We start from the raw sequence: 24,906 nt of genomic DNA on the forward strand, positions 1-24,906 counted from the left end.
CCGGTCTAGAAGAACCCGCAGGTGGGAGCGGTCGCGGAGGGGGCGGGGAGCTCTCCGGCGCCGGTGGGCGCGTAGATCTCCAGCCGGATGCCGTCCGGGTCCTCGAAGAACACGCCCCCGGAGGAGGCCCCCTCGCCGTGCGCGACGGCGCCGTCGTGGTGGAGTGTCGCGCCGAGCTCCCGGACGACCTGCTCCGCCCGCCGTACCGTCTCGATGTCCGGGACCTCGAAGGACAGGTGGTGCAGGCCGGGCAGGCCGGTGGCGAACCGTCCTTCACTCTGCTGCCAGAGGGTCAGCACGAGCGTGCCGCCGAGGCCGAGGAAGGCGTAGCGGCGGCCATCCTCGCCCGACTCGCCCATGACCTCGAAGCCGAAGACCTTCCGGTAGAAGTCCTTGGACGCGTCGAGGTCGGAGACGTTGAGCCCGATGTGGCCGGTCTTGAAGGTCATCCGCGTACTCCCATCATCGTTTCTAACGGCTGGATCCGTTAGTGACGTGAGAACAATCTAATGGATTTATCGCTAATTTTCCGTTAGAAAACTGTGATGTGCGTCACTGTTGATGTGTGGGCGCCGCATTGACCCAGAGCGACACCGGGTCGCCTCCGCCCCGGTGCCGCAGTGGACGGTCTCCGGCGTGGGCGATGACCCCGAACGACGTCGCCGGTCGAACGCGGATGGCACTCCCTGGTATCCAGCCGCTGCTCCGACGTGGGCCCGAGGTCAGCAGTTGAGGGCGGCGGTGGTCAGGGGCCGGCCTGAGGCGGGGTCCAGGGCTATGGGGAACGTCCGCCCGTCGACCACCCGGATCTCGACCGAACCCGGCCCCGTCCACGTGACCGAGTCGAGGGCGTCGTCGGGGACGTCGTCGTTGAAGCAGCCGAGATCCCACTCCCTGCTGAGCAACCCGGCGTCCCTGCGGACGCTGAGCCACATCACCGTGTCCGGCCCGAGTCCCGCCAGCGACCGCTGGAGCCGGATCCGGTACGGATCCGGTCCGTCGACGAAGCCGACCTCCGCGGTCGAGGAGAACGCGAGGGCCATCCACCCCCCGAACAGCGCGACGCTCATGCCCAGCCCGGAAAGGAGGACGATCACGACACGCAGCCACATCCACCGGAGCCCGGCGGCGGCCAGCGCCATCAGGAGGCAGGCCAGCGCACCGAGCGCGAACGGATGGTTCAGATGCTCCCTCAGGAGCACCAGGTCGGAGTCGTGGAAGTACACCAGGACCGCGAGGCCGCCCGCACAGAGCGAGGCGGCCGACAGCACGAGTGAGCGGGGAGGCATCGCGGATCCCATCGGTGAGGCGCCACCGAGATCATGACAGCACCGCGGCGCCGTGATCGCGGAGTGCACAGGATCTCCACGAAACGTGCACAGCCTCCGGAAGACACCCGGCCACGGGAAAGGCGCGGCCCCGGAGGGGGCGGCGGCGGCGGGTACGGCCGGCGCCGTGGTGCCGACGGCGACCTTCTCGGCGGTGTGCCCACCCGCCATCAGCCGCAGGACGAGGCATGCGGGACCGATCCCATCCGGCACCGTACGCGGGCCAGGCCCAGTCGATTACGTTGACAGACCGGAGGTACACCGTGGCGTCCCATCCCCCTCTGCCCGGCATCGCGAAGAAACTCGCCGGATTGGTCTCAACGGTGATCGGTGAGATCCGCCCTCGGCTGACGGATGGCCGAGGGGACCGGACCGACCGGCTACTGACGGCGGTAGCCGAGCGGCCGGCGGTGGAGAAACCGCGCAGGGCCGTCGCGCGCACGGCCGTATGCGTTGTTGGCCGACGTCACGACGTGGCCGGTTCTGGGACGACGCCCCACATCAACGTGGAGCCCTTCAGCAGCTGCTCCGTCGGCCTGATCCCGGTCAGGTGCTCGACGAGCAGGAAAGCCGGCCCTTCATAGAAGTGGGGAGACGATGGATAGAGCCTGTTGATCTCCGCCATCGTGTCCACGAGTTCGTCCGGGGTCTCCGCCAGATGTTCGTCATCGACTCCCCAGGCGAATCTGATCTCGCCGTCCTCGCACCAGTGGAAGTAGTCCAGGCCCTTGATGGCCAGTGCGGCCTGGGAGACGAGGCGGGTGCCCGCGGAGAGCGCAGTGATCACGTCTTCGCTGGTGCCGAGCCAGTCAGGGTCGAAAACGAACGTCCAGTCGCCGATGGAGGTGACGCCGAGAGGCTCCCCAGGGCCTGGGTGGTCATCCGGGTCGTCGGGGAAGGGGCCCGGCGTGAAGTCCTCCCATCGACCGCCGAGGCGGGCGACCACCTGTTCAGGCGTGGCACGGACGTAGATGAAGCTGTAGCACTCCTCGGCGTATTCGCCGCAGAGCCAAGAGATGTCGAGGGGCTGCATGGTCATGTCGTCATGCTGCCAGCCGCCGCCGACAGGCACAGAACCCGGTCGTCACGGGATGACGGGGCTGGACGTGATACGGCACTCTCCCTCGCTTCGACTGCCCACCGCGCCCCAGAATGGGAAGTGTGACCTCACCGCGGATCTATCACGGCACGGGTCCGGGACCGATCACTCCGGACGGCTGCGCGGTCGACTACTACGCCACCCTCACCGCGAACGGCGAACCCGAACGCGTCCACGCCGCGGTCCCGCCCGGGGCGAGCATCCTCGAACTCGGCGCCGGCACCGGACGCGTCACCCGCCCCCTGCTGGAGCTCGGCCACGAGGTCGTCGCCGTCGACGAATCCCCCGAGATGCTCGCCCACATCACCGGAGCCGAGACCGTCTGCTCCCCGATCCAGACCCTGGCCCTGCCCCGGACCTTCGATCTGGTGCTGCTGATGTCGTTCGTCGTCGAGACCGCCGACGACGACCTGCGTGCCGCGTTCCTGCGCACCTGCCGCCGTCACGTCGTCCCCGACGGCTGCGTGATCCTGCAGCGCAAGCCCCCCGAGTGGTACGACACCGTCCAGCCGTCCGAGCACGATGCCGGCGACGGCCGTACCGTCCGCATGACGGACATCAGCCGCCCCGGACCCGGCCTGCTGAAGGCCACCATGGAGTACGTCATCGGCGAGCGGCGCTGGACCCACACCTTCCTCAGCCGCCGTCTCGACGACGACCGCCTCGGCCGCGAGCTCGGCCGGGCCGGACTGACGCTCTCCGGATTCCTCGACGACGACCGCGGATGGGTGTGCGCCGTACCCCGCTGAACCGCGGCTTTCCCGCGCGGCCGGGAATCAGGTCACCGCACGGGGTGCCGCTTCAGACGTGCGATCGCTCGTTCCGGTGCGTCGTGCCGCCGGGAGGCGCGGCGTGCCTCAGCTCAGGGCGGCGACGACCTCCTTTGCCGCTGTGGCGGCGCTCGCCGGGTTCTGGCCGGTCACCAGCCGCCCGTCGCGCACGACGTGCTCGGTGAAGTCGGGTGCCCCGGAGTGCAGGGCGCCGCGCTCGGCGAGGGTGCTCGCCAGCAGGAACGGCACCTCCCCGGCCAGGCCGACCGCCGCCTCCTCGGAGTCGGTGAAGGCGGCGACCCGCTTGCCCGCGACCAGGTGGGAGCCGTCGGAGAGGGTGACGTTCACCAGCGCCGACGGGCCGTGGCAGACCGCGGCCACCACCCCGCCGTTCTCGTAGACGGAGCGGGCCAGCTCCGCGATGCCCTCGCCGCCGGGGAAGTCCCACATGGTGCCGTGGCCCCCGGCGAAGAAGACCGCGTCGTACCGGGCCGGGTCGACGTCCGCGACGCGCGGGGTGGAGCGCAGCCGCTCGCCGTACTCCTGGAGGAACTTCGCCTGGACGGGGTCTTCGGGGTCGTAGCCGTCCTGGGGCGGCCGGCCGCCCGCGACGCTCGCGAGATCCATCTCGAATCCGGCGGCGTGGAAGACCTCCCAGGGGTGGGCGGCCTCGGAGACGTAGAAGCCGGTCGTGCGGCCGGTCTCGCCGAGCCGGTCGTGGCTGGTCAGGACAGTGAGGATGCGTTTCGTCATGGATCGAGCATCACCTGTGGCATGCCATCGAAACAAATAACCGAGCCTGTCGGCAGATATCAGGAAACTGATGGGAAAATCAGGAATGGCCATCTCGCTGGACCTGTTCCGCACCTTCCTCGCCGTGCACAGGACGGGCTCCGTCACGGCCGCCGCGCACACTCTCGGACTCTCCCAGCCCGCGGTGAGCGCGCAGGTGAGAGCGCTGGAAACGGCGTTGGAGCGCAGGCTGTTCGACCGGCTCCCGCGCGGGGTCGCCCCCACGCCCGCCGCCGACGAGCTGGCCCGGAGGCTCGCGGCGCCGCTCGACGCGTTGGAGGAGGCGGTCGGCGCCGGGCCGGGACCGGAGGCGTGGTGCACCTGGGCGGTCCCGCCGAGCTGCTCTCCACCCGCGTCGTGCGCGCGCTCGTCCCGCTGCTCGCCCGGGGCCTGAAGCTCCGCGTCGAACTCGGCCTCGCCGACGACCTGCTCGACAGGCTCGCCGCCGGCACCCTCGACCTCGTCGTCTCCTCGGTACGGCCCCGGCGGCGCGGCGTGCACGCGACGCCCCTGCTGGATGAGGAGTTCGTCCTGGTGGCGGCACCGGAACGGGCGGAGCGCGCCGGGATCCGCCCGCCCGGCGACTCGTCCGGCGGTCCGGTGGGAGAGCCGGTGGACGAGCCGCCGGGCCCGGGACCGGACACGGCGCCGGGCGGGGGAGCGGGCGCCGGGACGGTCGCCCCGTGGCTCCCGGATCCGGCCCGGCTGACCGGGATCCCGGTGCTTGCCTACGCCGAGGACCTCCCGGTCATCCGGCGGTACTGGCGGACCGTGTTCGGGGCCCGGCCCGTCATGTCGGCCGCACTCGTCATGCCCGACCTGCGCGGGGTGCTCGGCGCCGTCGCGGCGGGCGCGGGGATGTCGGTGCTCCCGCGTTACCTGTGCGAGGAGGAGCTGGCCGCGGGGACGCTCGTCCCGCTCGCCGAGCCGGAGCTGCCGCCGATCAACACGCTGTTCCTCGCCGTCCGGGAGGGTGCGATGACCCGGCGGGCCGTCGCCGCCGTCCACGACCACCTGCTCCGCTGGGGACGGGAGTCCCCCGACCGCAGAACGTGAGGCGGCGGGAGCTGCGGTCACGGGGCCACGAGAGCCGAGGCTCCCGAGATCACGAGGTCTGCTGCGAGGCCGCGGGCTGCGGGACGGGCGGGTCAGCGGGCCTTGTGCTGGCGGTAGTGGCGGGCGGCGCGGGCGCGGTTGCCGCATCCGGTCGAGCACCACTCCTGGCGGGCGTGCTCCTTCACGAAATAGAGCACGCAGCGCGGGGCCGGGCAGGCCCGGAGCAGCTCGCGCTCCGCCCCGGCCAGCAGGGCGATCGCCGAGGAGGCGAGCACGGCGCGGATCCGGGCGGACTCGTCCGCGCCGCCCGCCGGGACGCTCCTCGCCGCGGGCGGGCCGCCGTCGGGCCACTCCAGCCGGGAGGCCGTGGGCACGGCCAGCGCCGCGGCGTTGACCAGGTCGAGGGAGCCGGCGAACCCGGGCAGGCGGTGAGCGTCGGCGGCGCTCGCCGGGCCGGGCGCCACCGCCCGGGCGAACAGCGCCCGTACGGCCTGCCGCAGCTCGACCACCTCGCGCCGCAGCTCCTCGGTGGCGGTGAAGCCGTCGCCGAGAGCCAGCCCGCCGGCGTTCTCCCGGGCCCACGCGGTCATCCCCGCGACGTCCGCGAGCGCGTCCACCGGCCCGCTCCGGGTGGCGCGGACGGTGCTGACGAACTCCAGGGCTAGCATCCCCCGATTCTAACGCCTACAGCCGTGAGAACGGGTTAGCGGCGGATGGAGCGGGCGATGATGGCGACGAAGCCGGCGAAGGCCAGGCCGCCCAGGACGATCGGGAGCATGATGGCCGGGCCCAGCTCCGGAACGGTGATGAACAGGATCCCGGCGGTGACGAAGAGCGCGCCGCTGAGCAGGGCCATCCAGTCCGTGCGGTGCCAGCGGCTCCGCACCGCCGGGCTGCTCTCGTGCCGCGGGTCAGGCCGCACGGCGCACCTCCACGTCCCCGACGCCGGCCTTGACGGTCAGCACGACGGTCGCGACCTCGCCCTCCGGGGTCACCTCGGGCTCCAGGACCTTCTCGTACCGGATGTCGGCACCTCCCTGCACCGAATGGTCGATCTGGACATCACCGAACTTCGCGTGCCCGGTGACCTCGGCCCGGACGGTCGGCGGCAGGATCACGGTGATCTCGCCGACCGAGACGGACGCCTCGACGACGGTCCGCGAACCCGGTGCGAACGTCAGGTCGCTCAGGTCCAGGGTGCCCTCGCCGACCCCCACCGCGTAGTTCCCGGAGAGCTCGGAGAGCGAGGCTGGGACCCAGTCGTAGCTGCCGAACCGCTTGGGCATGTCACTCAGGGCGGACCCCGTGACCAGGGCGAGCGCGACGACGGTGCCGGCGGCCACCAGGGCGGCTCCCCGGCCGAACCAGGCGGCGACCAGGAGCCCGCCGCCGATGGTGATGAGCGCCGCACTCCCGACGACCGTCATGTTCACCGATCCCGAAGCGGACTGGACCGCCATGATGATCCCTCCAACGATCAGGGCCATGAGTATCGTGATCGACCCGACGAACGACCGGGGCGCCCTCGGCCGGGGCGCCGGCTGCGCCCGCGCGCCGTATGCGGCGAGGTCGTAGGGAGACTGCGAGACCGGACCCCTGCGCGGGTCCAGCGGCCGGTAGGGGCCGTAGGGGGCGAAGGGCTCGCCGGAGGAGTCGAACGAGGGCGCCGTCCTGGCGTAGGGGCCCGGCGTCCCGTGGGGGGCGTAGGGCGGCCGGGACGGACCAGGCCCCCACGGGGCGGCCCCCTCGCGCGAGGTGCCCTCGGACGGGGGCGCGTCCGTCCCGGAGGCCGTCTCGCCGGTCAGGCGGGCGCGGGTCGCGGCCATCCGGGCGTGCGCCGCGGCGATCGCCTCCTCGACGATGCGGGTCCGCTCGGCGGGATCCTGGACGGGCCCGGCCGCGGCTGCGGGTGCGGGCTCGGCCGTGGGTGCGGTGGCGGCTGCGGCTGCGGGTGCGGCCGTGGGTGCGGTGGCAGGGGTGCCGGCCGGAGGGTACGGCTCGGCGGAGACGGGCACCGGCGGGTACGGCTCGGCCGGAGGACGGGTCCCGGCATACGGGTCCGCGACGGCCGAGGGGACGCCGGAGGGGACGGGCGGCGAGGCGGGCGGGGCGAACGCGCCGGGCCGGTGCTCCGGCCCGGGAGCGGCCTTCGGGCCGGCGCGGCGCCCGCTCCGGAGCCGCTCGGGCAGCGTCCGGGCCAGCGCCAGGATGTCGACGCCGCGCGCGTGCGCGGCGAGCAGGGCGACGGCGAACGTGGTGCCCACCACGATGCTGGCGGCCCCGATGCCGCCGGAGCTCACGTTGATGGCCAGGCCGAAGCCGAAGACGCCGGTCAGCAGGGCCATGACGGTCTCGCCGTCGAAGTCGCGCCGGGTCCACTGCTCGATGTGGCCCGGGGCGCCGTTCGTCTCCCGCATCAGCAGGAACGCCGCGATGTAGAGCATGACGCCGACACCCGAGGCGAGCACCAGCATCGCGAAGCCGACCCGGAACAGCACCGGGTCGATCCCGGTGTGACGGCCCAGGCCGGCGCAGACCCCGGTCAGCATGCGGCCCTCGTCGCTGCGGCGGAGCCTGCGCGGCTCACCGGCGGCGGTGGCGGGCGGCGAGTCGGGCAGGGGGCTCGCCGGGTCCTGGGCGTTCCCGGTGTCGTTCATGGTCCCATCGTGGCCCCTGCCGCGGCCCCGGCGCATCGGGGACACCCCTGAGCCGTCCCGGAGGAGGGGGCGCCTTCTCAGGGACGGGCCAGGGGAAGTCCCGATGCGCCCGGTCCCGCCGCCGTGTGACGATGACATGGCTATGACTGATCGACAGACGTCGCGCGGACCCGCCGCCGCGGACACGACACCTCACGACGCGGCGCCCGCGGCCGTCGGCGAGGCGGGCTTCCCCCGCCTCCTGCGGCTGGTGGAGGGACGGCTGGTGGCGGGGGTCGCCCAGGGCGTCGCGGCCCAGCTCCGGCTCGACCCGGTCGTGCTGCGGCTGGCCTTCGTGCTGCTCACCGTGCTGGACGGGATCGGCGCCGTGGTCTACGCGGCGCTGTGGATGTTCACCCCGCGCGCGCCGTACGAGGGCCGGGATCCCGGGCGGGACTGGAGCCAGGTCGCCGCCTACGGCGCGATCGGCCTGGCGCTGCTCGCCCTGCGCTGGCTCACCGGCGCCTCGACGGGCGGGATCGGGGCGTGGCCGATCGCGATCGGCGGGATCGGCTCGCTGATCCTCTGGCAGCAGGCCGACCCGGACCGGCGGCAGCGCTGGATGGACTCCACCGTCGGGCAGGCGCGCAAGAGCAGGGTCCGCACGTTCGCCGGCCTGGTGCTCGTGGTCGTCGGCGCGATCGGGTTCCTCGCCGCCAACGACGAGCTGGACCAGGCCCGCCCCGGCATCGTGTTCACGCTCGTGGTCGTGGGCGGCGTCGCGCTCATCGCCGCCCCCTGGCTGGCGGGCCTGTGGAAGGAGCTGCAGCGCGAGCGGCGCGAGCGCATCCGGCAGGAGGAGCGGGCCGAGTTCGCCGCGCACGTGCACGACTCCGTGCTGCACACGCTGACGCTGATCCAGCGCAACGCGCACGACTCCCGCGAGGTGATGCGGCTCGCCCGCTCCCAGGAGCGCGAGCTCCGCAACTGGCTCTACCAGCCGAAGCAGGACGCCGACGCCTCGGTCGCCGCGGCCGTGCGGCGGGCCGCGGCCGAGGAGGAGGACGCCCACGGGGTGCCCATCGAGGTGGTCTGCGTGGGAGACTGCCCGCTGACGCCCGAACTGTCCGCCATGATGCAGGCCGCGCGTCAGGCCATGGTCAACGCCGCGAAGTACTCCGAGTCGCCGGTCGTCTCCGTCTACGCGGAGGTGGAGCCGGGCGAGGTCACCGTCTTCGTCCGGGACCGGGGTGTCGGCTTCGACATGAGCGAGGTGCCCGAGGACCGGATGGGCATCCGCCAGTCGATCATCGGCAGGATGGAGCGGAACGGCGGCAGCGCCCGGGTGCGGACCGAGCTCGGCGAGGGTACGGAAGTGATGTTGACCATGAAGCTGGAGAGCTCGTGATCCGGGACCCGGCGCGGTGCCGCGCGTGCGGGCCGTACGGGCGGGGTGCCGGACGGGTGCGCGGGCCGCAGGACGGTCGGCGGGGCGGCGGGGCCGCCGGGGGAACGAACGAGGATCGGTGAGGAAGCGCATGGGCAACATCAGGGTTCTGATCGTCGACGACCACCGGCTGTTCCGCTCGGGGGTCCGCGCCGAGCTGGGCGACTCCATCGAGGTGATCGGCGAGGCCGAGGACGTGGAGTCCGCGGTGCGGACGATCGCCGAGCTCCAGCCCGACGTCGTCCTGCTCGACGTGCACATGCCCGGCGGCGGCGGGCAGGAGGTGCTCCGCCGGGTCCTGGGGGCCGGCTCGCAGGTGCGTTTCCTCGCCCTGTCGGTCTCCGACGCGGCCGAGGACGTCATCGGCGTGATCCGCGGCGGCGCCCGGGGCTACGTCACCAAGACGATCAGCGGCCGGGAGCTCACCGACGCGATCCGCCGGGTGGCCGAGGGCGACGCGGTCTTCTCCCCGAGGCTGGCCGGGTTCGTGCTGGACGCCTTCGCCTCCACCGAGGCCCCGCCGATCGACCCCGAGCTCGACTCGCTGACCCAGCGCGAGCGCGAGGTGCTGCGCCTGATCGCCCGGGGCTACGCCTACAAGGAGATCGCCAAGGAGCTGTTCATCTCGGTCAAGACGGTCGAGACGCACGTCTCGTCCGTGCTGCGCAAGCTCCAGCTCTCCAACCGCCACGAGCTCTCCCGCTGGGCCACCGCCCGCCGTCTGGTCTAGGTTCTGTACGGCTTGCGCCTTCTGTGCGACTCTGCGAGATATGGGTCGCGACGTTCCCGCCATGGTGTTCAGCCGGGAGGACCGGCGACGGTACCGGGACAAGATCCGCAGGTGTCTGGACGTCCTCGCCCAGATGCTGTGCGACTCCCGGTTCGACTTCGACCAGCCCAAGGCCGGGCTGGAGATCGAGCTCAACCTCGTGGACGAGCGCGGCGGGCCTGCGATGCGCAACGCCGAGGTGCTGGCGGCCATCGCCGAGCCCGACTGGGCCACCGAACTGGGGCAGTTCAACGTCGAGATCAACGTCATGCCCGAGTCCCTCGCGGGGGACGGCGCCGTGCGGCTGGAGAACGGGGTCAGGGACCGGCTCAACCACGCGGAGGAGCGGGCGCGCACGGTCGGCGGGCGCACCCTGCTGATCGGCGTCCTGCCCACGCTGCGGGAGGAGGACCTCAACGAGGGCACGCTCTCGGCCAACCCCCGCTACCGGCTGCTCAACGAGCAGATCTTCGCGGCCCTGGGCGAGGACCTGCACCTGCTCATCGAGGGGGACGAGGTCCTCGACACCTACGCCGACAGCATCGCCCCCGCCTCCTGCACCAGCACCCAGCTCCACCTCCAGGTCGGTCCCGAGGAGTTCGCCGCGCACTGGAACGCGGCGCAGGCCGTCGCGGGCGTGCAGGTGGCGGTGGCGGCCAACTCGCCGTTCGTGTTCGGCCGGCGGCTCTGGCAGGAGACCAGGATCCCGCTGTTCCAGCAGGCCGTCGACACCCGCACCGCCGAGCTGAAGGCCCAGGGCGTGCGGCCGAGGGTGTGGTTCGGCGAGCAGTGGATCACCTCGGTCTTCGACCTGTTCGAGGAGAACGTACGGTACTTCTCCGCACTGCTGCCGCTGTGCGAGGAGGCAGACCCGGCCGAGGAACTCGCCCGCGGGGCGACCCCGGGACTGGACGAGCTCACCCTGCACAACGGGACCGTCTACCGGTGGAACCGGCCGGTCTACGCGACCGTGGAGGGCGTCCCGCACCTGCGGGTGGAGAACCGGGTGCTCCCCGCGGGCCCGACGGTCGCCGACATCGCGGCCAACGCCGCCTTCTACTACGGGCTCATGCGCGTGCTGCCGCACGCCGAGCGCCCGGTGTGGACGCGCATGACCTTCGGGACGGCCGGGGAGAACCTGACCACCGCCGCCCGCCGCGGGATGGAGGCCCGCCTCTACTGGCCGGGGCTGGGCGAGGTGCCCGCCGCCGAGCTGGTCCTGCGCCACCTGCTCCCGCTCGCCTACGAGGGGCTGGACCTGTGGGGGGTCGATCCCGGCCCCAGGGACCGGCTGCTCGGCATCATCGAGCGGCGGTGCGTGACCGGGATGACCGGGGCACGCTGGCAGACCGAGGCGGTGGAGGCGCTGGGGAACCTCGACCGGCACGAGGCGCTGCGCCGCATGACCCTGCTCTACATGGAGCACATGCACGGCAACGAGCCCGTCCACACCTGGCCGGCGCCCTGAACCCGGGCGGCGCGGACGCCTCCCCGCGGCGCCCGGGCCCGGTGCTCGCGGTGCTGCCACCGGGTCCGGTGGCCGCGCTGCCGTCACCTGTCGCGAACTGGGGGTACGCCGCTGGGTGATTCGGGAATCCGCCGGAAGGCTGATGCCGCGGCGTTGCGGCCCGCCTAGTCTGAGGGCCGGTGATCCATCAGGGGGTGATGTCTCATGCGGAGGACGGTCCGTGAGATCGGCTGGGCCGTACGGGGAGCCTGCCGTGGCAGCGACCCCGAGCTGTTCTTCCCGCCGGCGCCGTCGGTCGAGCAGGAGTCGCGGGCCAAGGCGGTCTGCGCCGGCTGCCCCGTGCTGGACGACTGCCGGGCCTATGCCGTACGGGCGGCGGAGCCGGAGGGGATCTGGGGCGGGCTCACGGTGAAGGAGCGCCGCGGCCTGCGCTTCCCGGCGGGGTGGCGGCAGCGGGCCGCGGGATGATCGTCCTATGAAGGGAAACGGACCGGCCCGCCCGCGTACGGCGCCGGCGACGCTCGCCGGCGCGGTGGCCGTGCTGGCGGCGGCCAACGTGATCAACAACCGCCTCGCGCCCCGCCTGGCCCCGCTGACCTCGGCCGCGGCCACCGGCGCCCTGGTCGCGCTGGCCCGCGGGGACGGTCTCTCCTGGTCGGAGCTGGGATTGCGGGACGGCCCGCGCGGTCTGCGCATCGGCGGGGCGCTCGCCGCGGCGGTCGCCGCGGCCTACGGCGCGGGCATCGCGATCCCCGCCACCCGCCGGTTCTTCCGCGACGAGCGGGCGCTCTCCCTCTCGCGCGCCCGCGTGCTGGAGGAGGCGCTGCTCCAGGTGCCGGTCGGCACGGTCCTGCTGGAGGAGGCCGGTTTCCGCGGCGCGCTGTACGGCCTGCTCGCCCGCTCGCACGGGGAGGCCGCGGCCACCGTCGTCTCCTCGGCCCTGTTCGGCCTCTGGCACGTCCTGCCGGCGATCGACATGGCCGCCGCCAACCCCGCGCTGAGCGCCCTCGCCGCGGGGGAGGCCCCGGAGGACGGCCCGCCGGCCGGGCCGTCCCCGGCGGAGACGGCCCGGGTGGTGGCCGGGTCGGTGCTCTCCACCGGGCTGGCCGGGGTGCTCTTCTGCGTGCTGCGCCGTCACGGCGGCCTGGCCGCCCCCGCCCTCCTGCACACCGCCACCAACTCCCTCGGCTACCTGTTCGCCCGCCTCGCCCCGGCGGAGCCCCCCGCCTGAGGGGCGGCCGCCTCTCCTGCGAGACGACGCCGGTGCGCGGCGGGAGACCGGACCGCGGCGGAGGCCGGTCCGTCAGGGGCTCCCGGAGTCTTCACCGGTTGCGCGGCGCATTTCGCCGGTATCCGGTCTCCGCTGGAATGCCCAGGTCGGTGAGCACATCTGCGCCCCTGACCCGTTCGGGGCGCCTCAACACTATTGAGTCAGCAAGGTCAACTGTTGTAAGTTCGGGCACGCGATCTTACCGGTCCCCGATCTCCGCAGGTCAAGTCCTGTGCGGCCATGATCGGGGTGCCGTCCCCCGTGGAAGGAAGACCATGCGCTCTCGCTCGACCGTCATCACCGGAACCGTGATGACCCTGGCCTTCGGCGTGCTCTCGCCGGTGCCGATGAATGCGGCCGCCGCCGCCACCGGCACCGCCGTCACCGACGCCGCCGGCACCTCGGCGGCGCCCCTGTCCAGGATCCACAACCGGACCAACATCGCGATCACGGCCAGGAAGGACTGGACGTGCAGCACGGGCACCACCGGCAGCTCCAGCACCGGATGCGTCGGCGGGGCGAGCAGGACCGTCGCCGCCTACGACAAGACCCCTCTCACCGAGGACTGGGACGTCGTCCAGGTCGACGCCGGCTGGTGCTACAAGATCAAGTTCGTCATCCCGTTCAAGGAGTGGACGCTCACCTTCAACCAGGTCGGGCAGGGCAACCGGTACGTCAAGGTCGAAGACCACGCCGACGCGTACGTCACCAGCCAGAAGGCGGGCTCCTGCTGAGCCGGCCCGCGACGGCGCCCGAGGGCGCCTGAGGTCCTTCGCGGCCGCCCGGCGCGGCACCGCACGATCCGCGCGTGCGGCGCCGGGCGGCCGGAAGGCGGGGCCCTCCGGCCGGAGGGCCCGACGTCACGAGGGGCGGGCGGCCTGCTTCAGGTGGCCGCGGGCGACCAGTTCGACCGTGAGGAGGACGGCGATCGCCTCGGCCGCCAGCAGCGCGACCAGCACGACGAGCTGCACCACGCCCGCGTGGACCGGGTCGGCGCCGCCCAGGAGCATGCCCACGAACGCCCCCGGCAGGGTGACCAGGCCCACGGTCCGCGTCTGGTCCAGTGCGGGCACCAGCGCCTGGGCCGCCGCCGGGCGGCAGATCTCCAGGGCCGCGTCCCGGCCGGAGAAGCCCAGCGCGAGCGCGGCCTCGACCTCGCCGCGCCGCTGGGCCAGCTCGTCCAGTGCCCGCCGTCCCGCGAGCGCCGTGGCCGTCAGGCAGCCGCCGAGCAGGATGCCGGCGACCGGGATCAGGGTGATGCCCTGCGGGGGGACGGTCCCGGTCCCAGCCAGGACCAGGAAGATCGGCCACGTGCCCGCGCCGACGGGGACGGCGGCCCACCAGGCGGCCCGGCCCGAGGCGATCCTTCGGCCCGCGGTCAGACTCGCCACGCCGTACATGACCAGCACGAACGCCGCCGCCGCGAATGCCCGCTCGACGGCCCAGACGATGATCAGCGAGACCGCGCCGAGCTGGACGGCGGCGCGCAGGCAGGCGGTGAGGACGGCGCGGGCGTGCCCGAGGCGGCCGAGCAGGGAGACGGCGGCCCCCGCGAGGGCGAGGAGGACGACGACGGCGGCGGTGACGGGAGAGACGGCGATGGTGCTCACGGGACAAGAGCATGTCCTACGCCCCGGGGTGCCGCGCGGAGGCCGCACGCGTCAGACGGTGGGGACCCGCCTGAAGGCCTCGGCGTAGCGGCCCTCGCCGAGGCCGCCGTTCTTCGCCAGGAAGGCGAAGCGCTCCCGGATGAAGTCCTCGAACCCCTCGATGTGGCTCGTCTGGCTCACGTGGGCGCGCAGCGCGGCGAGCTTGCGGTCGAAGGTGCCGGTGACGTCCACGTGGTGGTTCGGGCTCTCGTCTCCGTTCAGCCAGACCTCGGGGACCGCCCACGCCTCCAGGCCCTCGTCCGCCAGCAGTTCGGGGAAGGCGTAGGGGTTGCGGGCGTCGGGGTAGACGGCGTCGAGGGCCGCGCCGCCGACCGCGCGGTGGTCGGGGTGGCTGGGCGCGATGAAGGTGTAGTTGCGCTCGGGGGTGTGGGTGATCACCAGGTCGGGGCGGACCTGGCGGACGACCCGGGCGATGTCGCGCCGCAGGCCCAGGCCCGGCTCCACGCTCCCGTCCCGGTAGCCGAGGAAGCGCAGGTCGTGCACGCCCACGACCTTGGCCGCGGCCGTCTGCTCGGCGCGGCGGAGCTCGGCCATCCCGCCGCCGTCCAGCGCGCGGTCGAAGCCGCCGGCGTCGCCGTCGGTGACGACGCAGTAGACCACCTCGGCGCCCCGGTCGGTGAGGCGGGCGACGGTCCCCGCGGCGGCGAATTCGGCGTCGTCCGGGTGCGCGGTCACCACGAGCACCCGGTTGATCTCGTTCTCGGACAGCATGCGAGGCCCTTCCGGTCTTTCCACACCTGATCACCGGGTGCAACCGCCGGAAAGTCCGTCCGCATTCCTTCCCGCGCCTGGACCCGGTTGTCGGTGACCCGCCCTAACCTAGGGGGCGTGTCGATCCCAGCCGATTCCCTGACCCACCCGTTGCTCGACGGGCTCAACCCCCAGCAGCGCGAGGCCGTCGTGCACCACGGCAGCCCCCTGCTCATCGTGGCGGGAGCGGGGTCGGGCAAGACGAGGGTGCTGACCCACCGCATCGCCTACCTGCTGGCCGAGCGGGACGTGCGGCCGCAGGAGATCCTGGCGATCACCTTCACCAACAAGGCCGCCAAGGAGATGAAGGAGCGGGTCGACAAGCTCATCGGGCCGCGCTCGGCGGCGATGTGGGTGATGACGTTCCACAGCGCGTGCGTGCGGATCCTGCGCCGCGAGGCCGCGCGGCTGGGCTTCCCGTCGGGCTTCTCCATCTACGACCAGGCCGACTCCCAGCGCCTGATGGCCATGGTCTGCCGGGAGATGGACCTCGACCCCAAGCGCTACCCGCCCCGCTCCTTCTCCGCGCAGGTCAGCAACTTCAAGAACGAGCTGGTCGACTACGAGACGGCCGCCGACCGGGCGTCCACGCACATGGAGCGCACGCTCGCCGAGGCCTACAAGAACTACCAGCGGCGGCTGACCGAGGCCGGCGCGATGGACTTCGACGACCTCATCATGCTCACGGTCACGCTGCTGCAGATCTTCCCCGACGTGGCCGAGCACTACCGCCGCCGCTGGCGGCACGTCATGGTCGACGAGTACCAGGACACCAACCACGCCCAGTACACCCTGATCCGGGAGCTCGTCGGCACCCCCGAGCTGCGCACCGCCGACGGCGACCTGGTCCGGGAGGGCTCGTCCGGGATCGCCCCGGCGGAGCTGTGCGTGGTGGGTGACGCCGACCAGTCGATCTACGCCTTCCGCGGTGCGACGATCCGCAACATCCTGGAGTTCGAGCGCGACTACCCGGACGCGCGGACGATCCTGCTGGAGCAGAACTACCGCTCGACCCAGACCATCCTGTCGGCCGCCAACGCGGTGATCTCCCGCAACGAGAGCCGCAAGCCCAAGAACCTCTGGTCGGACCAGGGCGCCGGGCCGAAGATCGTGGGCTACGTCGCCGACGACGAGCACGACGAGGCCATGTTCGTCGCCCAGGAGGTCGACAAGCTCGCCGACGACGAGGGCGTGGTCCCCGGCCAGGTGGCGGTGTTCTACCGGACCAACGCGGCGTCGCGGGTGTTCGAGGAGACCTTCATCCGCACCGGCCTGCCGTACAAGGTCGTGGGCGGGGTGCGCTTCTACGAGCGCAAGGAGGTCCGCGACCTGCTGGCCTACCTGCGGGTGCTGGCCAACCCCAACGACGTGGTCTCGCTGCGCCGCATCCTCAACGTGCCCAAGCGGGGCATCGGCGACCGGGCCGAGGCGATGGTGGAGGCGTTCGCGGCCCGGGAGCGCGTCCCGTTCGCCGAGGGGCTGCGCCGGGCCGGCGAGGCGCCGGGCATGGCCACCCGATCGGTCAACGCGATCAAGGAGTTCGTCGCGCTCCTGGACGAGCTGACGCTCAAGGCCGAGAGCATGTCCCCGTCGGAGCTGGCCCAGGAGGTGCTGGTCAGCACCGGCTACCGGGCCGAGCTGGCGGGCTCCGGGGACCCGCAGGACGAGAGCCGCCTGGAGAACCTGGACGAGATGGTCTCGGTGGCCTCCGAGTTCGAGGAGGCCAACCCCGAGGGCACGCTCGTGGAGTTCCTGGAGCAGGTCTCGCTGGTGGCCGACGCCGACCAGATCCCGGTGGGCGACGGCGGGCAGGGCGTCGTCACGCTGATGACCCTGCACACGGCCAAGGGGCTGGAGTTCCCGGTGGTCTTCCTCACCGGCATGGAGGACGGCGTCTTCCCGCACATGCGCTCCATGGGCGAGCCGAAGGAGCTGGAGGAGGAGCGCCGCCTGGCCTACGTGGGCATCACCCGCGCCGAGCGCCGCCTGTACGTCTCCCGGGCGGCGGTGCGCAGCTCGTGGGGCTCGCCGTCGTTCAACCCCGCCTCCCGCTTCGTCGCCGAGATCCCCTCCGACCTGGTCGACTGGCGCAGCGACCCGAAGAAGAACGCCTGGACCGCCGCCACCCGCCGCGAGCCCTCCCGTACGGCTCCCGCGGGCAGGAAGGGGGGCCGCCAGATCCCCAGCCTGAAGCCCGGCGACCGGGTCACCCACGACCAGTACGGCCTGGGCACGGTCGTCTCGTGCGACGGCGACAAGGCGAAGGTCGACTTCGGCAGCGGCGGGGAGAAGACCCTGGTGCTGGCCTACGCCCCGCTGGAGAAGCTCTGACCCCGGCAGCCTCCGGTCCCGGGGAGGGGAGTCCGGCCTCCGTCAGGAGGCCGGCGGCAGGCCGTACCGGACGCCGGTCAGCTCCTCGGAGAGCCCCCACAGCCGGCGCGCGTCGGCGGGGTCGGTCGCCGGCCTGACCGGCCGCACGACCGTCGGGTGGCCCCGGTTCTCGGCCCAGCCGTCCGGGCCGATGAACTCGCCGCCGCGGGCCCCGGGGTCGGTCGCGGCGTAGAGCTGGCTGAGCGCGCCGACGTCGGCGTGCTGGGCGTAGAACCGGTTGCCGATGCGCATGATCGACCTCATCAGCCCGGTCGGGCCGGTGGTCTGCAGATTGGTGTCGGAGTAGCCGGGGTGCGCCAGCAGGCTGCGCACCGGTGAGCCGGCGGCCTTCAGCCTGCGGTCCAGCTCCAGCCCGAAGAGCACGTTGGCGAACTTCGACTGCGCGTAGAAGGAGATCGGCGAGTAGGAACGCGCCCCGGTCAGGTCGTCGTAGCGGATCCTGCCCTGCCTGTGCAGGGTCGAGCTGACCGTGACCACCCGGGGGTCCCGGCCCGCGGCGATCACGTCGAGCAGCAGGCCGGTGAGCGCGAAATGGCCGAGGTGGTTGGCGGCGAACTGGCTCTCGTGCCCCTGGGGGCTCAGCGACCGGGGCGGCATCATGATCCCGGCGTTGTTGACCAGCACGTCGACGTCCGTCCCGTCGGCGAGGAGTCCTTCGGCGAACCTCCTGACGGAGTCGAGGTCGGCGAGGTCCACCCGGCGCAGTTCGAGGCTGACGGGGCGGCCGGCGCCCGCCTGGATCTCCTCCAGCGCCCTGCGGCCCTTCGCCTCGTCGCGCACCGCCATCACCACGTGCGCGCCGCGCCGGGCCAGCTCGCGCGTCGTCGCGTAGCCGAGGCCGCTGTTGGCCCCGGTCACGATGAACGTCCTGCCGGTCTGGTCCGGGATGAGGTCGGCGGTCCACCGTTTCGCGCCCTGGGCCGGGTTCGTCGTGTTCATGGACACATGATGTTCTTCGTGGCGCTTGGTGTCATGTGTCCGGCGGCCGGAAGGGCCCGGGGACCATGCTCCGGTCCCGCGGGCCCTTCCTCCCGCCGTGCGGGGCCCCGTGGATCGATCAGCCCGCGGTCTCGATGATGCGGGTGAAGGGGTCCTCCGCCTTCCCCTCCAGGTCCAGTTCCTCGAACTCGGCCACCTGGGCGGCGGGCGGGGCCTTGATGGCGGACTTCACGCCCCAGCCGGTGTAGCGGCTGTCGTTGAGGTAGGTGAGGTCCACACTGGTCAGGCCGCGCATGGACTGGGTCCAGGACGAGACGGCGCGCCGTACGAGCTGGTCGGGGCCGATGTAGAGCTGCCAGCTCACCCGCAGGGGCGCGGACTTGGCCGAGGGCTCGGCCCCCAGCAGCCCGCGGACGGTGGGGGAGACCCGGTAGAGCTCGCCCAGGGTGATCGTGCCGGAGTGCACGACCGTCCGGGCGCCGTCCCAGGTCCCGCCGGGGCGTCTGGACGTCGTGTGCGCCAGGGCCGCCTTCAGGGTGGCGGGTTCGAGGGGGTTGACCAGCTGCTGGGCGGGATTGCCGGGGGAGACCGGCTGGGCCGGGGTGCGCAGCCACTTCTTGCCCTCGGGCATGGCGCCGGCGTAGAACGCGCTGGAGGTGTAGGAGACGCCCTTCACCGTGATCGTGCGGGAGGGGGCGAACATGTCCTTGAACTCCTCGACGAGCTCCTTGTTCGCGCCGGGCAGGCTGAAGGTGCTGGTCAGGTCGGAGGCGGTCACCCCCTTGCGGCCGAACTCCAGCACGCCGCCGCGCCGGCCGAAGATGACCCGCTGGGTCCTGCCCTCGCCGATGAGCTTGGCCTGCTCGGTGAGCTTCACGCCGCGGCCCGGTCTGAACTGCTTTCTCAGCGCGGACACCGGATCCGCCGGTGCGGCCTGCGCGCCCGCCGGGGCGGTGCTCGCCGGAGCGGCGTTCGCCGGGGCCACCAGCGCGGGAACGGCCAGCGCCGCCGCGGCGGCACCGGTCAGAGTGGCGATCATCCGCCTCATCGAGGGGGTCCTCCCATGGAAGGTCTGCGATCTCCGCGCCGTCGCGGAGAAGTGAGGAGATTCTTCCTCAATTCCTGATGGTTCACGGGAAAACGCCCGGCGCTACTCGCCGCCGTTCTCCAGCTCGTCGGGACGGGCGACCTGGTCGGCCGGGGGCGCCTTCACCGTGACCTTGGAACCCCACCCGGTGTAGCGGGTGTCCATCGTGACGGTCGAGCCCTTCGTGGTGCCCTCGGTCCCCCGGTAGGCGGCGGTCAGCCGGGCCGGGAGCCGCCCGGCGCCCAGGGCCAGCTTCCAGGTGATCACGGTCTTGGCCTCCTTCGCGGTCGGCTTCCCTCCGAAGGAGGCCCGGAACCAGGGGGAGACCTTGTACAGCTCGCTGAAGGTGATCTTCCCGGAGTAGGCGGACGGGTGCTTGACCGTGGCACGGGCGAGGAGCGCCTTGAGCGTCGCCGGTTCGGCGGCGTTGACCGAATGGCTGGACACCCCGACGATGCCGAACGCCATGCCGGGCGTCCGGAGCCATTTCTTGCCCTCGGGCAGGACTTCGCCGAAAAGTCCCCCGGAGACGTAGGAGATGTTCTTGACCCAGATGACCCGCTCGGGCCTGTCCAGCTTCCCGAGGCCCGGCAACACCTCCTTGTCCTTCTCGGGTACGTGCAGCCGCCCGGTCATGTCGGCGGAGGCGATTCCGGAACGGCTGAACCCCAGCGAGCCCTTGAGGCGGGAGAAGACCCGGCTCTTGCCGCCGCTCGTGGTCTTCGTGACGTCGCTGAAGGCGACGCCCCGGCCGGTGGCGAGCTGCCCCTTCAGGGCGGCGAGCGGGTCGGGGGCCTGGACGTGCGCCGCCGAGGCGGACGCGGGGGCCGCCAGGACCGCGGTGGCGGACACGGCGCAGGTCAGACCGGCGATGAGTCGCTTCATGGGGATCCTCCCGAGTGACGCCCTCCACCCCGTGTGAGAGGGGCCCGGGAATTCTCGTGATCGAAGATCACGACTGAATATCGGAAACAGGGATTTGCCGGGAATCAATGGGGAGGCACGTCATTTCACGAGGTGATCACGGTCATCGGTGGTGTACGGGCGGTCCCGGCGAGGTTCCCCGCCGGGACCGGACGGCGGTGGTGCAGTGTCCACCACCGTCGTCCGCCCCCACCGTCGTCCGCCACCACCGTCACGGTTTTCCGGCCGCAGCGGTGGCGGTGGGCGCTCAGTTGATCTGGGTCGGCAGTTCGGTGGCGGTCTCCTCGTCGAGCCCTTCGAGCTCGTCGATGGTGGCGGTCTCCCCGGCGGCAGGTGCCTTCACCGTGACCTTCGAGCCCCAGCCGGTGTAGCGGGTCTCGACGGTGACGACCATCTTGTCGCTTCCGGACCTCTCCGTGTAGGAGGTCGTCAGCCGGGTGGCGAGTTGGTCGGAACCGAGGGACAGCTTCCAGGTCACCACGGTCTTCGCCTCCTTGGCGGACGGCCTGTCCATCACCGACGCCCGGAACCAGGGCGAGACCTTGTACAGCTCGCCGAAGGTCGTCTTGCCGGTGTAGCCGCCCGCCTGCTTGGTGGCGCGTGCGAGCAGCGCCTTGAGCGTCGTGGGCTCGGCGACGTTCACCAGCTGGCTCATCGAGCCGGTGACGCCGTTGGTGGCCTCGGGGAAGCGGAGCCAGGTCTTGTCCGCGGGCAGGAACTCGCCGAAGGCGCCACCGGAGAGGTAGTAGGCGTTGTTCACCCGGACGACCCGCTCGGGCCTGGAGAGCCCGCGCAGCATCTTGGCGAGCACGCTCTCCGAGTCCTCGGTGAGTGCCTCGACGTCGCTCCGCTTGATCCGCGTCTTCGCGGTGTGGTCGTAGGCGGTGATCCCGGAGCGGCCGAACTGCAGGACGCCTGTCCGGCTGGCCGTGACCCGGCGCTCGCCGTCCAAGGCCGCCTTGGTCGTTTCGGAGAAGCTCACGCCCCGGCCGGTGCCGAACTGGCTCTTCAGCGCGGTGAGGGGATCAGCGGCCTGGGCGTGGGCCGCGGAGGTGAGGGCAGGGACGGCCAGGGCTGCGGCTGAGACGCAGGCCAGGCCGAGGATGAGTCGCTTCATGCGGATTCTCCCGAGTCGTTTCATGTACCCCGTGCGGGAGGGCCCGCGTATTCTCATCTTCCAAGATCACAATAAAGTCTCGTGAAAGGTCGTAAATCGCGAATTAGTTGTGGACATCCTGTGCACAACTGTTCTCTGCGGCCTGGGGGAACCCGCCGACGGCCATGGGAGAGCCGGACACGGGAGTCCCTCCATGACAAAGCCGCCCAGTGACCTCCGTGGTCACCGGGCGGTGGGCGTACGGCAGGCGGGTCAGCCGATCGGCAGCGTCGCGGGCGGGGAGAAGTCGCCGCCGACCCGGCCGGCGTCGGCGGTGTCCTCCGGCGGAGGCGGCGTGAGGGTGACGTCGGAGCCCCAGGCGGTGTAACGGGTGTCGGCGACCGTGGTGGTGGGGGTCTTGCCTGCGGGCTGCCGCCAGGTGGTGGTCAGGCGCCTGACCAGGTTCGAGCGGTCCAGCCAGAGGCGGAAGCCGACCGGGATCTTCGCGCTCCGGCCCTTGGGCGGCCCGGCCAGCCGGTCGCGGAACGAGGGGGAGACCTTGTAGAGGGTGCGCAGCGTGACGGCGCCCTGCAGGTAGGTCCCCGAGCCGAGCCTGCGCTTCACCGAGGCGTGGGAGAGCAGCGTGCCGAGGGTGGCGGGCTCGAAGACGTTCACGATCTGCGGGAACGTCTCGGTCTGCTTGATGTTCTCCGGGCCGATCAGGCCGAGCCAGTGCTTGCCCTCGGGCAGCCACGTCTCGTAGCCGGGGCCGGACAGGTACGCCTCGTTCGGGAAGCAGATCACCCGGGTCGAGCCGGCGTTCAGCCCGGTCAGGTTCTCGAACTCCTTGACCGCCCCGCGCCCCGCCTCGGTGCGCCCGGTGGTGTCGGTGGCGTACACCCCGGAGGCGTCGAACTCCACCCGGCCCTTGCGCCAGATGGTGACGACCGCCTTGCCGTCCTTGAAGACCCGGCCGAGGTCGGAGATGCGCAGCCCCTTGTGCTCGGCGAACTGCTGCCTCAGCTTCGTCACGGGGGACGGCGGCGCCTGCGCCGCCTGCGCCGCCCCCACCGGCAGCACCGAACCGACCAGCGCCGCCGCCGCGACCAGAGTGGCCCACCGTCTCATGGGGTTCTCCCTCACCAGGGGTCAAGATCAGCCAACCTAGGCCACCCCGGCCCGCGGGACTACGCCGCGGGCCAACAAGTCCGAGCCCCGCTTTGCGCGTGCGTGAGCCGGTACGGCCGGGCGAGCGGGCCGGGAGGCGGATGGGGACGTCCGGCCACCGGATCTTCCTTGTGGGGGATTTCCCGGTGACCGGTGGCCTGGAACCGGCCGAAGGCGGCTACGCTGCGGGAACCGCCGCTTTGCAGTGGCCGTGGCCGAGGAGGTCCGCAGGTGATGTCTCCGCTCCGTGGAAGGAGTGGTCCTCGTCTCCTTCGGAGCGAGGTGGACCACGGCCGAACCCTGACCGTTTCGAACAGAAGAACTGTGACAGGGAAGCGATTCCCCTGCTGGCGACCCCAGCAGTCCCCTCGCTAGGAGAATGATGGATGCCGTGTCGAGAATCCGCGTCGTCATCGCCAAGCCCGGGCTGGACGGGCACGACCGGGGTGTGAAGATCGTGGCGAGGGCGCTGCGGGACGCCGGGATGGAGGTCGTCTACACCGGCCTGCACCAGACCCCCGAGCAGATCGTGCGCACCGCCATCCAGGAGGACGCCGCCGCGATCGGCCTCTCGATCCTGTCGGGGGCGCACATGACGCTCTTCGCCAAGGTGATCGAGCTGCTGAAGGAGAACGACGCGGACGACATCACGGTGTTCGGCGGCGGGATCATCCCGGAGGCCGACATGCCGGAGCTGGAGGCGATGGGCGTCGCCCGCGTGTTCACACCGGGGGCGACCACGCAGGAGATCGTCGAGTGGGTGCGGAGCGCCGTTCCCGCGCGGGTGTAGATCTTCCCCGCTCGCGCGAAACCCGTTCCCGCCTGTGCGACCTGGCCCCCGGTGACCCCCTTCGCTCGTCCGGGAGGCTAGGCTTCATTGGCGCAAAAATCCGGGCTCCCGCGGAGATCGTGGAGCCGGTCCGCCGACATCTGTACACCAGCCGGACAAGCAAGGACGGACCCTCGTGGACCTGTTCGAACATCAGGCGAAGGAGCTCTTCGCGGAGTACGGCATCCCGGTGCCGCGCGGCGTCGTCGCGCACACCGTGGAGGAGGCACGGGCGGCAGCCGAGGAGCTGACCGGCCGTGTCGTCGTCAAGGCCCAGGTCAAGACCGGTGGCCGTGGCAAGGCGGGTGGCGTGAAGGTCGCCGACGACGCCGCCGACGCCGAGCGCAAGGCCACCGACATCCTCGGCATGGACATCAAGGGCCACACGGTCCACAAGGTCCTGATCGAGGAGGCCAGCGCGATCGCGGAGGAGTACTACTTCTCCTTCCTGCTCGACCGTGCGAACCGTACGTTCCTCGCGATCTGCTCCGCCGCGGGCGGCATGGACATCGAAGAGGTCGCGCACAGCACCCCGGAGAAGGTCGCCAAGGTCCCCGTCTCGCCGCTCACCGGCGTCGACCGCGCCAAAGCCCGTGAGATCGCCGAGGCCGGCGGCCTGCCGGAGCGGTCGCTGGACGGCGCCGCCGAGCTCATCGAGAAGCTCTGGGCCGCCTTCGTCGACGAGGACGCCTCCCTGGTCGAGGTCAACCCGATGATCCTGTCCGCCGACGGCCAGGTGAAGGCCCTCGACGGCAAGGTCACCCTCGACGACAACGCCTCCTTCCGCCAGCCCGAGCACGAGGCCTACGCGGACAAGGCGGCCGAGGACCCGCTGGAGGCCGCCGCCAAGGCCAAGGACCTCAACTACGTCAAGCTCGACGGCAACGTCGGCATCATCGGCAACGGCGCGGGCCTGGTCATGTCCACCCTCGACGTCGTCGCCTACGCGGGCGAGGCCTTCCCCGGGCAGCCCAAGCCCGCCAACTTCCTCGACATCGGCGGCGGCGCCTCGGCCGAGGTCATGGCGGCCGGCCTGGAGATCATCCTGTCCGACCCCTCGGTGAAGTCGATCTTCGTCAACGTCTTCGGCGGCATCACCGCCTGCGACGCGGTGGCCAACGGCATCGTCTCGGCCTTCCAGCTCCTGGAGAGCCGCGGCGAGGCGATCACCCGTCCGCTCGTCGTCCGGCTGGACGGCAACAACGCCCAGCTCGGGCGGCAGATCCTGGCCGACGCCAAGCTCCCCGGCGTCGAGCTGGTCGACACGATGGACGATGCGGCCAAGCGCGCCGCCGAGCTCGCTGCGGTAGGTGTGTAATGGCTATCTGGCTGACCGAGAACAGCAAGATCATTGTGCAGGGCATGACCGGCGGGGAGGGCACCAAGCACACCCGCCGCATGCTGGCCTCCGGCGCGAA

At 72.0% G+C, this 24,906-nt stretch carries 26 protein-coding genes and 1 pseudogene; 13 read left to right on the top strand and 14 right to left on the bottom strand.

The genetic code is table 11. The features are described 5' to 3' along the window. Nucleotides 1-5: 5 nt before the first annotated feature. From FHS22_RS16170 to FHS22_RS16180, 3 genes are all read right to left on the bottom strand, one after another. Entirely contained in the window at nt 6-449 is a 444-nt protein-coding gene (locus FHS22_RS16170; RefSeq protein ID WP_184942484.1) for a VOC family protein, read from the bottom strand. A gap of 273 nt (nt 450-722) precedes the next feature. Beyond that, nucleotides 723-1,289: a hypothetical protein gene (locus FHS22_RS16175; RefSeq protein WP_184942486.1), complete on the bottom strand. Its 567-nt coding sequence runs from the start codon at nt 1,287-1,289 to the stop codon at nt 723-725. Nucleotides 1,290-1,794: 505 nt separating this feature from the next. Then, on the bottom strand, nt 1,795-2,367 hold the full coding sequence (locus tag FHS22_RS16180; protein ID WP_184942487.1) for a DUF6461 domain-containing protein: 573 nt from the start codon (nt 2,365-2,367) through the stop codon (nt 1,795-1,797). Nucleotides 2,368-2,489: 122 nt separating this feature from the next. Between FHS22_RS16180 and FHS22_RS16185 the strand changes: the two genes are divergently transcribed. Then, nucleotides 2,490-3,176, top strand: a complete 687-nt coding sequence (locus tag FHS22_RS16185) for a class I SAM-dependent methyltransferase (RefSeq protein ID WP_338047767.1) — start codon at nt 2,490-2,492, stop codon at nt 3,174-3,176. 108 nt (nt 3,177-3,284) lie between these two features. Here FHS22_RS16185 and FHS22_RS16190 read toward each other — a convergent pair whose 3' ends face one another. Then, complete coding sequence (locus FHS22_RS16190; RefSeq protein ID WP_184942491.1) at nt 3,285-3,950, bottom strand: type 1 glutamine amidotransferase domain-containing protein; 666 nt, start codon at nt 3,948-3,950, stop codon at nt 3,285-3,287. Between the two features lie 70 nt (nt 3,951-4,020). On the opposite strand from FHS22_RS16190, the gene FHS22_RS39265 reads away from it, so the two are divergent. Then, entirely contained in the window at nt 4,021-4,383 is a 363-nt protein-coding gene (locus tag FHS22_RS39265) for a LysR family transcriptional regulator (protein WP_338047768.1), read from the top strand. Then, nucleotides 4,302-5,045 carry a substrate-binding domain-containing protein gene (locus FHS22_RS16195; protein WP_338047769.1) on the top strand — a complete coding sequence of 248 codons (744 nt, stop codon included), beginning with the start codon at nt 4,302-4,304 and terminating at the stop codon, nt 5,043-5,045. Before FHS22_RS39265 ends, FHS22_RS16195 begins: the two co-directional genes overlap by 82 nt. Before the next feature lie 92 nt (nt 5,046-5,137). On the opposite strand, the gene FHS22_RS16200 is transcribed toward FHS22_RS16195, so the two are convergent. The 3 genes from FHS22_RS16200 to FHS22_RS16210 are packed head-to-tail and all read right to left on the bottom strand — an operon-like array spanning nt 5,138 to nt 7,702. Then, entirely contained in the window at nt 5,138-5,713 is a 576-nt protein-coding gene (locus tag FHS22_RS16200) for a CGNR zinc finger domain-containing protein (protein WP_184942493.1), read from the bottom strand. 35 nt (nt 5,714-5,748) lie between these two features. Continuing rightward, nucleotides 5,749-5,967, bottom strand: a complete 219-nt coding sequence (locus FHS22_RS16205; RefSeq protein WP_184942555.1) for a hypothetical protein — start codon at nt 5,965-5,967, stop codon at nt 5,749-5,751. After that, complete coding sequence (locus tag FHS22_RS16210; RefSeq protein ID WP_184942495.1) at nt 5,957-7,702, bottom strand: PspC domain-containing protein; 1,746 nt, start codon at nt 7,700-7,702, stop codon at nt 5,957-5,959. Before FHS22_RS16210 ends, FHS22_RS16205 begins: the two co-directional genes overlap by 11 nt. Nucleotides 7,703-7,844: 142 nt before the next feature. Here FHS22_RS16210 and FHS22_RS16215 point away from each other — a divergent pair, with 142 nt between their 5' ends. The 6 genes from FHS22_RS16215 to FHS22_RS16240 all read left to right on the top strand — a co-directional run bounded on the left by FHS22_RS16215 (nt 7,845) and on the right by FHS22_RS16240 (nt 13,369). Beyond that, complete coding sequence (locus tag FHS22_RS16215; protein WP_184942496.1) at nt 7,845-9,089, top strand: ATP-binding protein; 1,245 nt, start codon at nt 7,845-7,847, stop codon at nt 9,087-9,089. Nucleotides 9,090-9,219: 130 nt separating this feature from the next. Beyond that, a complete protein-coding gene (locus FHS22_RS16220; RefSeq protein WP_184942548.1) occupies nt 9,220-9,858 on the top strand; it encodes a response regulator in 639 nt (212 codons plus the stop codon). A gap of 40 nt (nt 9,859-9,898) precedes the next feature. Further along, nucleotides 9,899-11,365, top strand: a complete 1,467-nt coding sequence (locus FHS22_RS16225; protein WP_184942498.1) for a glutamate-cysteine ligase family protein — start codon at nt 9,899-9,901, stop codon at nt 11,363-11,365. Nucleotides 11,366-11,569: 204 nt separating this feature from the next. Then, nucleotides 11,570-11,833: a WhiB family transcriptional regulator gene (locus tag FHS22_RS16230; protein WP_184942500.1), complete on the top strand. Its 264-nt coding sequence runs from the start codon at nt 11,570-11,572 to the stop codon at nt 11,831-11,833. Nucleotides 11,834-11,840: 7 nt separating this feature from the next. After that, nucleotides 11,841-12,596, top strand: a complete 756-nt coding sequence (locus FHS22_RS16235) for a CPBP family intramembrane glutamic endopeptidase (RefSeq protein ID WP_184942502.1) — start codon at nt 11,841-11,843, stop codon at nt 12,594-12,596. Between the two features lie 314 nt (nt 12,597-12,910). Then, nucleotides 12,911-13,369 (top strand): hypothetical protein, encoded by a 459-nt coding sequence (locus FHS22_RS16240; RefSeq protein WP_184942504.1) that lies wholly within the window; start codon nt 12,911-12,913, stop codon nt 13,367-13,369. Nucleotides 13,370-13,495: 126 nt separating this feature from the next. On the opposite strand, the gene FHS22_RS16245 is transcribed toward FHS22_RS16240, so the two are convergent. Both FHS22_RS16245 and FHS22_RS16250 read right to left on the bottom strand, forming a co-directional pair. Further along, nucleotides 13,496-14,245, bottom strand: a complete 750-nt coding sequence (locus FHS22_RS16245; protein WP_184942505.1) for an ABC transporter permease — start codon at nt 14,243-14,245, stop codon at nt 13,496-13,498. Between the two features lie 51 nt (nt 14,246-14,296). Then, entirely contained in the window at nt 14,297-15,016 is a 720-nt protein-coding gene (locus FHS22_RS16250; RefSeq protein WP_184942507.1) for a PIG-L deacetylase family protein, read from the bottom strand. Nucleotides 15,017-15,139: 123 nt separating this feature from the next. Between FHS22_RS16250 and pcrA the strand changes: the two genes are divergently transcribed. Next, on the top strand, nt 15,140-17,386 hold the full coding sequence (gene pcrA, locus FHS22_RS16255) for a DNA helicase PcrA (protein WP_377296525.1): 2,247 nt from the start codon (nt 15,140-15,142) through the stop codon (nt 17,384-17,386). A gap of 42 nt (nt 17,387-17,428) precedes the next feature. Here pcrA and FHS22_RS16260 read toward each other — a convergent pair whose 3' ends face one another. The 5 genes from FHS22_RS16260 to FHS22_RS16280 all read right to left on the bottom strand — a co-directional run bounded on the left by FHS22_RS16260 (nt 17,429) and on the right by FHS22_RS16280 (nt 22,620). Continuing rightward, a complete protein-coding gene (locus tag FHS22_RS16260; RefSeq protein WP_184942508.1) occupies nt 17,429-18,385 on the bottom strand; it encodes an oxidoreductase in 957 nt (318 codons plus the stop codon). A 118-nt stretch (nt 18,386-18,503) separates the two neighbouring features. Next, nucleotides 18,504-19,424, bottom strand: coding sequence for a hypothetical protein (locus FHS22_RS16265; RefSeq protein WP_184942509.1), 921 nt, complete (start codon nt 19,422-19,424; stop codon nt 18,504-18,506). Nucleotides 19,425-19,535: 111 nt separating this feature from the next. Further along, nucleotides 19,536-20,357: a hypothetical protein gene (locus FHS22_RS16270; RefSeq protein ID WP_184942510.1), complete on the bottom strand. Its 822-nt coding sequence runs from the start codon at nt 20,355-20,357 to the stop codon at nt 19,536-19,538. A gap of 286 nt (nt 20,358-20,643) precedes the next feature. After that, nucleotides 20,644-21,513: a hypothetical protein gene (locus FHS22_RS16275; protein WP_184942512.1), complete on the bottom strand. Its 870-nt coding sequence runs from the start codon at nt 21,511-21,513 to the stop codon at nt 20,644-20,646. Nucleotides 21,514-21,765: 252 nt separating this feature from the next. Beyond that, nucleotides 21,766-22,620, bottom strand: a complete 855-nt coding sequence (locus FHS22_RS16280; protein WP_184942514.1) for a hypothetical protein — start codon at nt 22,618-22,620, stop codon at nt 21,766-21,768. Nucleotides 22,621-23,041: 421 nt separating this feature from the next. Between FHS22_RS16280 and FHS22_RS16285 the strand changes: the two genes are divergently transcribed. The 3 genes and pseudogenes from FHS22_RS16285 to FHS22_RS38085 all read left to right on the top strand — a co-directional run. Continuing rightward, entirely contained in the window at nt 23,042-23,449 is a 408-nt protein-coding gene (locus FHS22_RS16285; protein ID WP_184942552.1) for a coenzyme B12-dependent isobutyryl CoA mutase small subunit, read from the top strand. Between the two features lie 175 nt (nt 23,450-23,624). Beyond that, complete coding sequence (sucC, locus tag FHS22_RS16290; protein WP_184942516.1) at nt 23,625-24,806, top strand: ADP-forming succinate--CoA ligase subunit beta; 1,182 nt, start codon at nt 23,625-23,627, stop codon at nt 24,804-24,806. Beyond that, nucleotides 24,806-24,906, top strand: a pseudogene (locus FHS22_RS38085) (succinate--CoA ligase subunit alpha); the annotation flags it as partial. The gene sucC and the pseudogene FHS22_RS38085, both read left to right, overlap by 1 nt.

The sequence above is a fragment of the Thiemannella venezuelensis genome (genome assembly GCF_014203605.1).
Lineage (GTDB): Bacteria > Actinomycetota > Actinomycetes > Streptosporangiales > Streptosporangiaceae > Planomonospora_A > Planomonospora_A venezuelensis.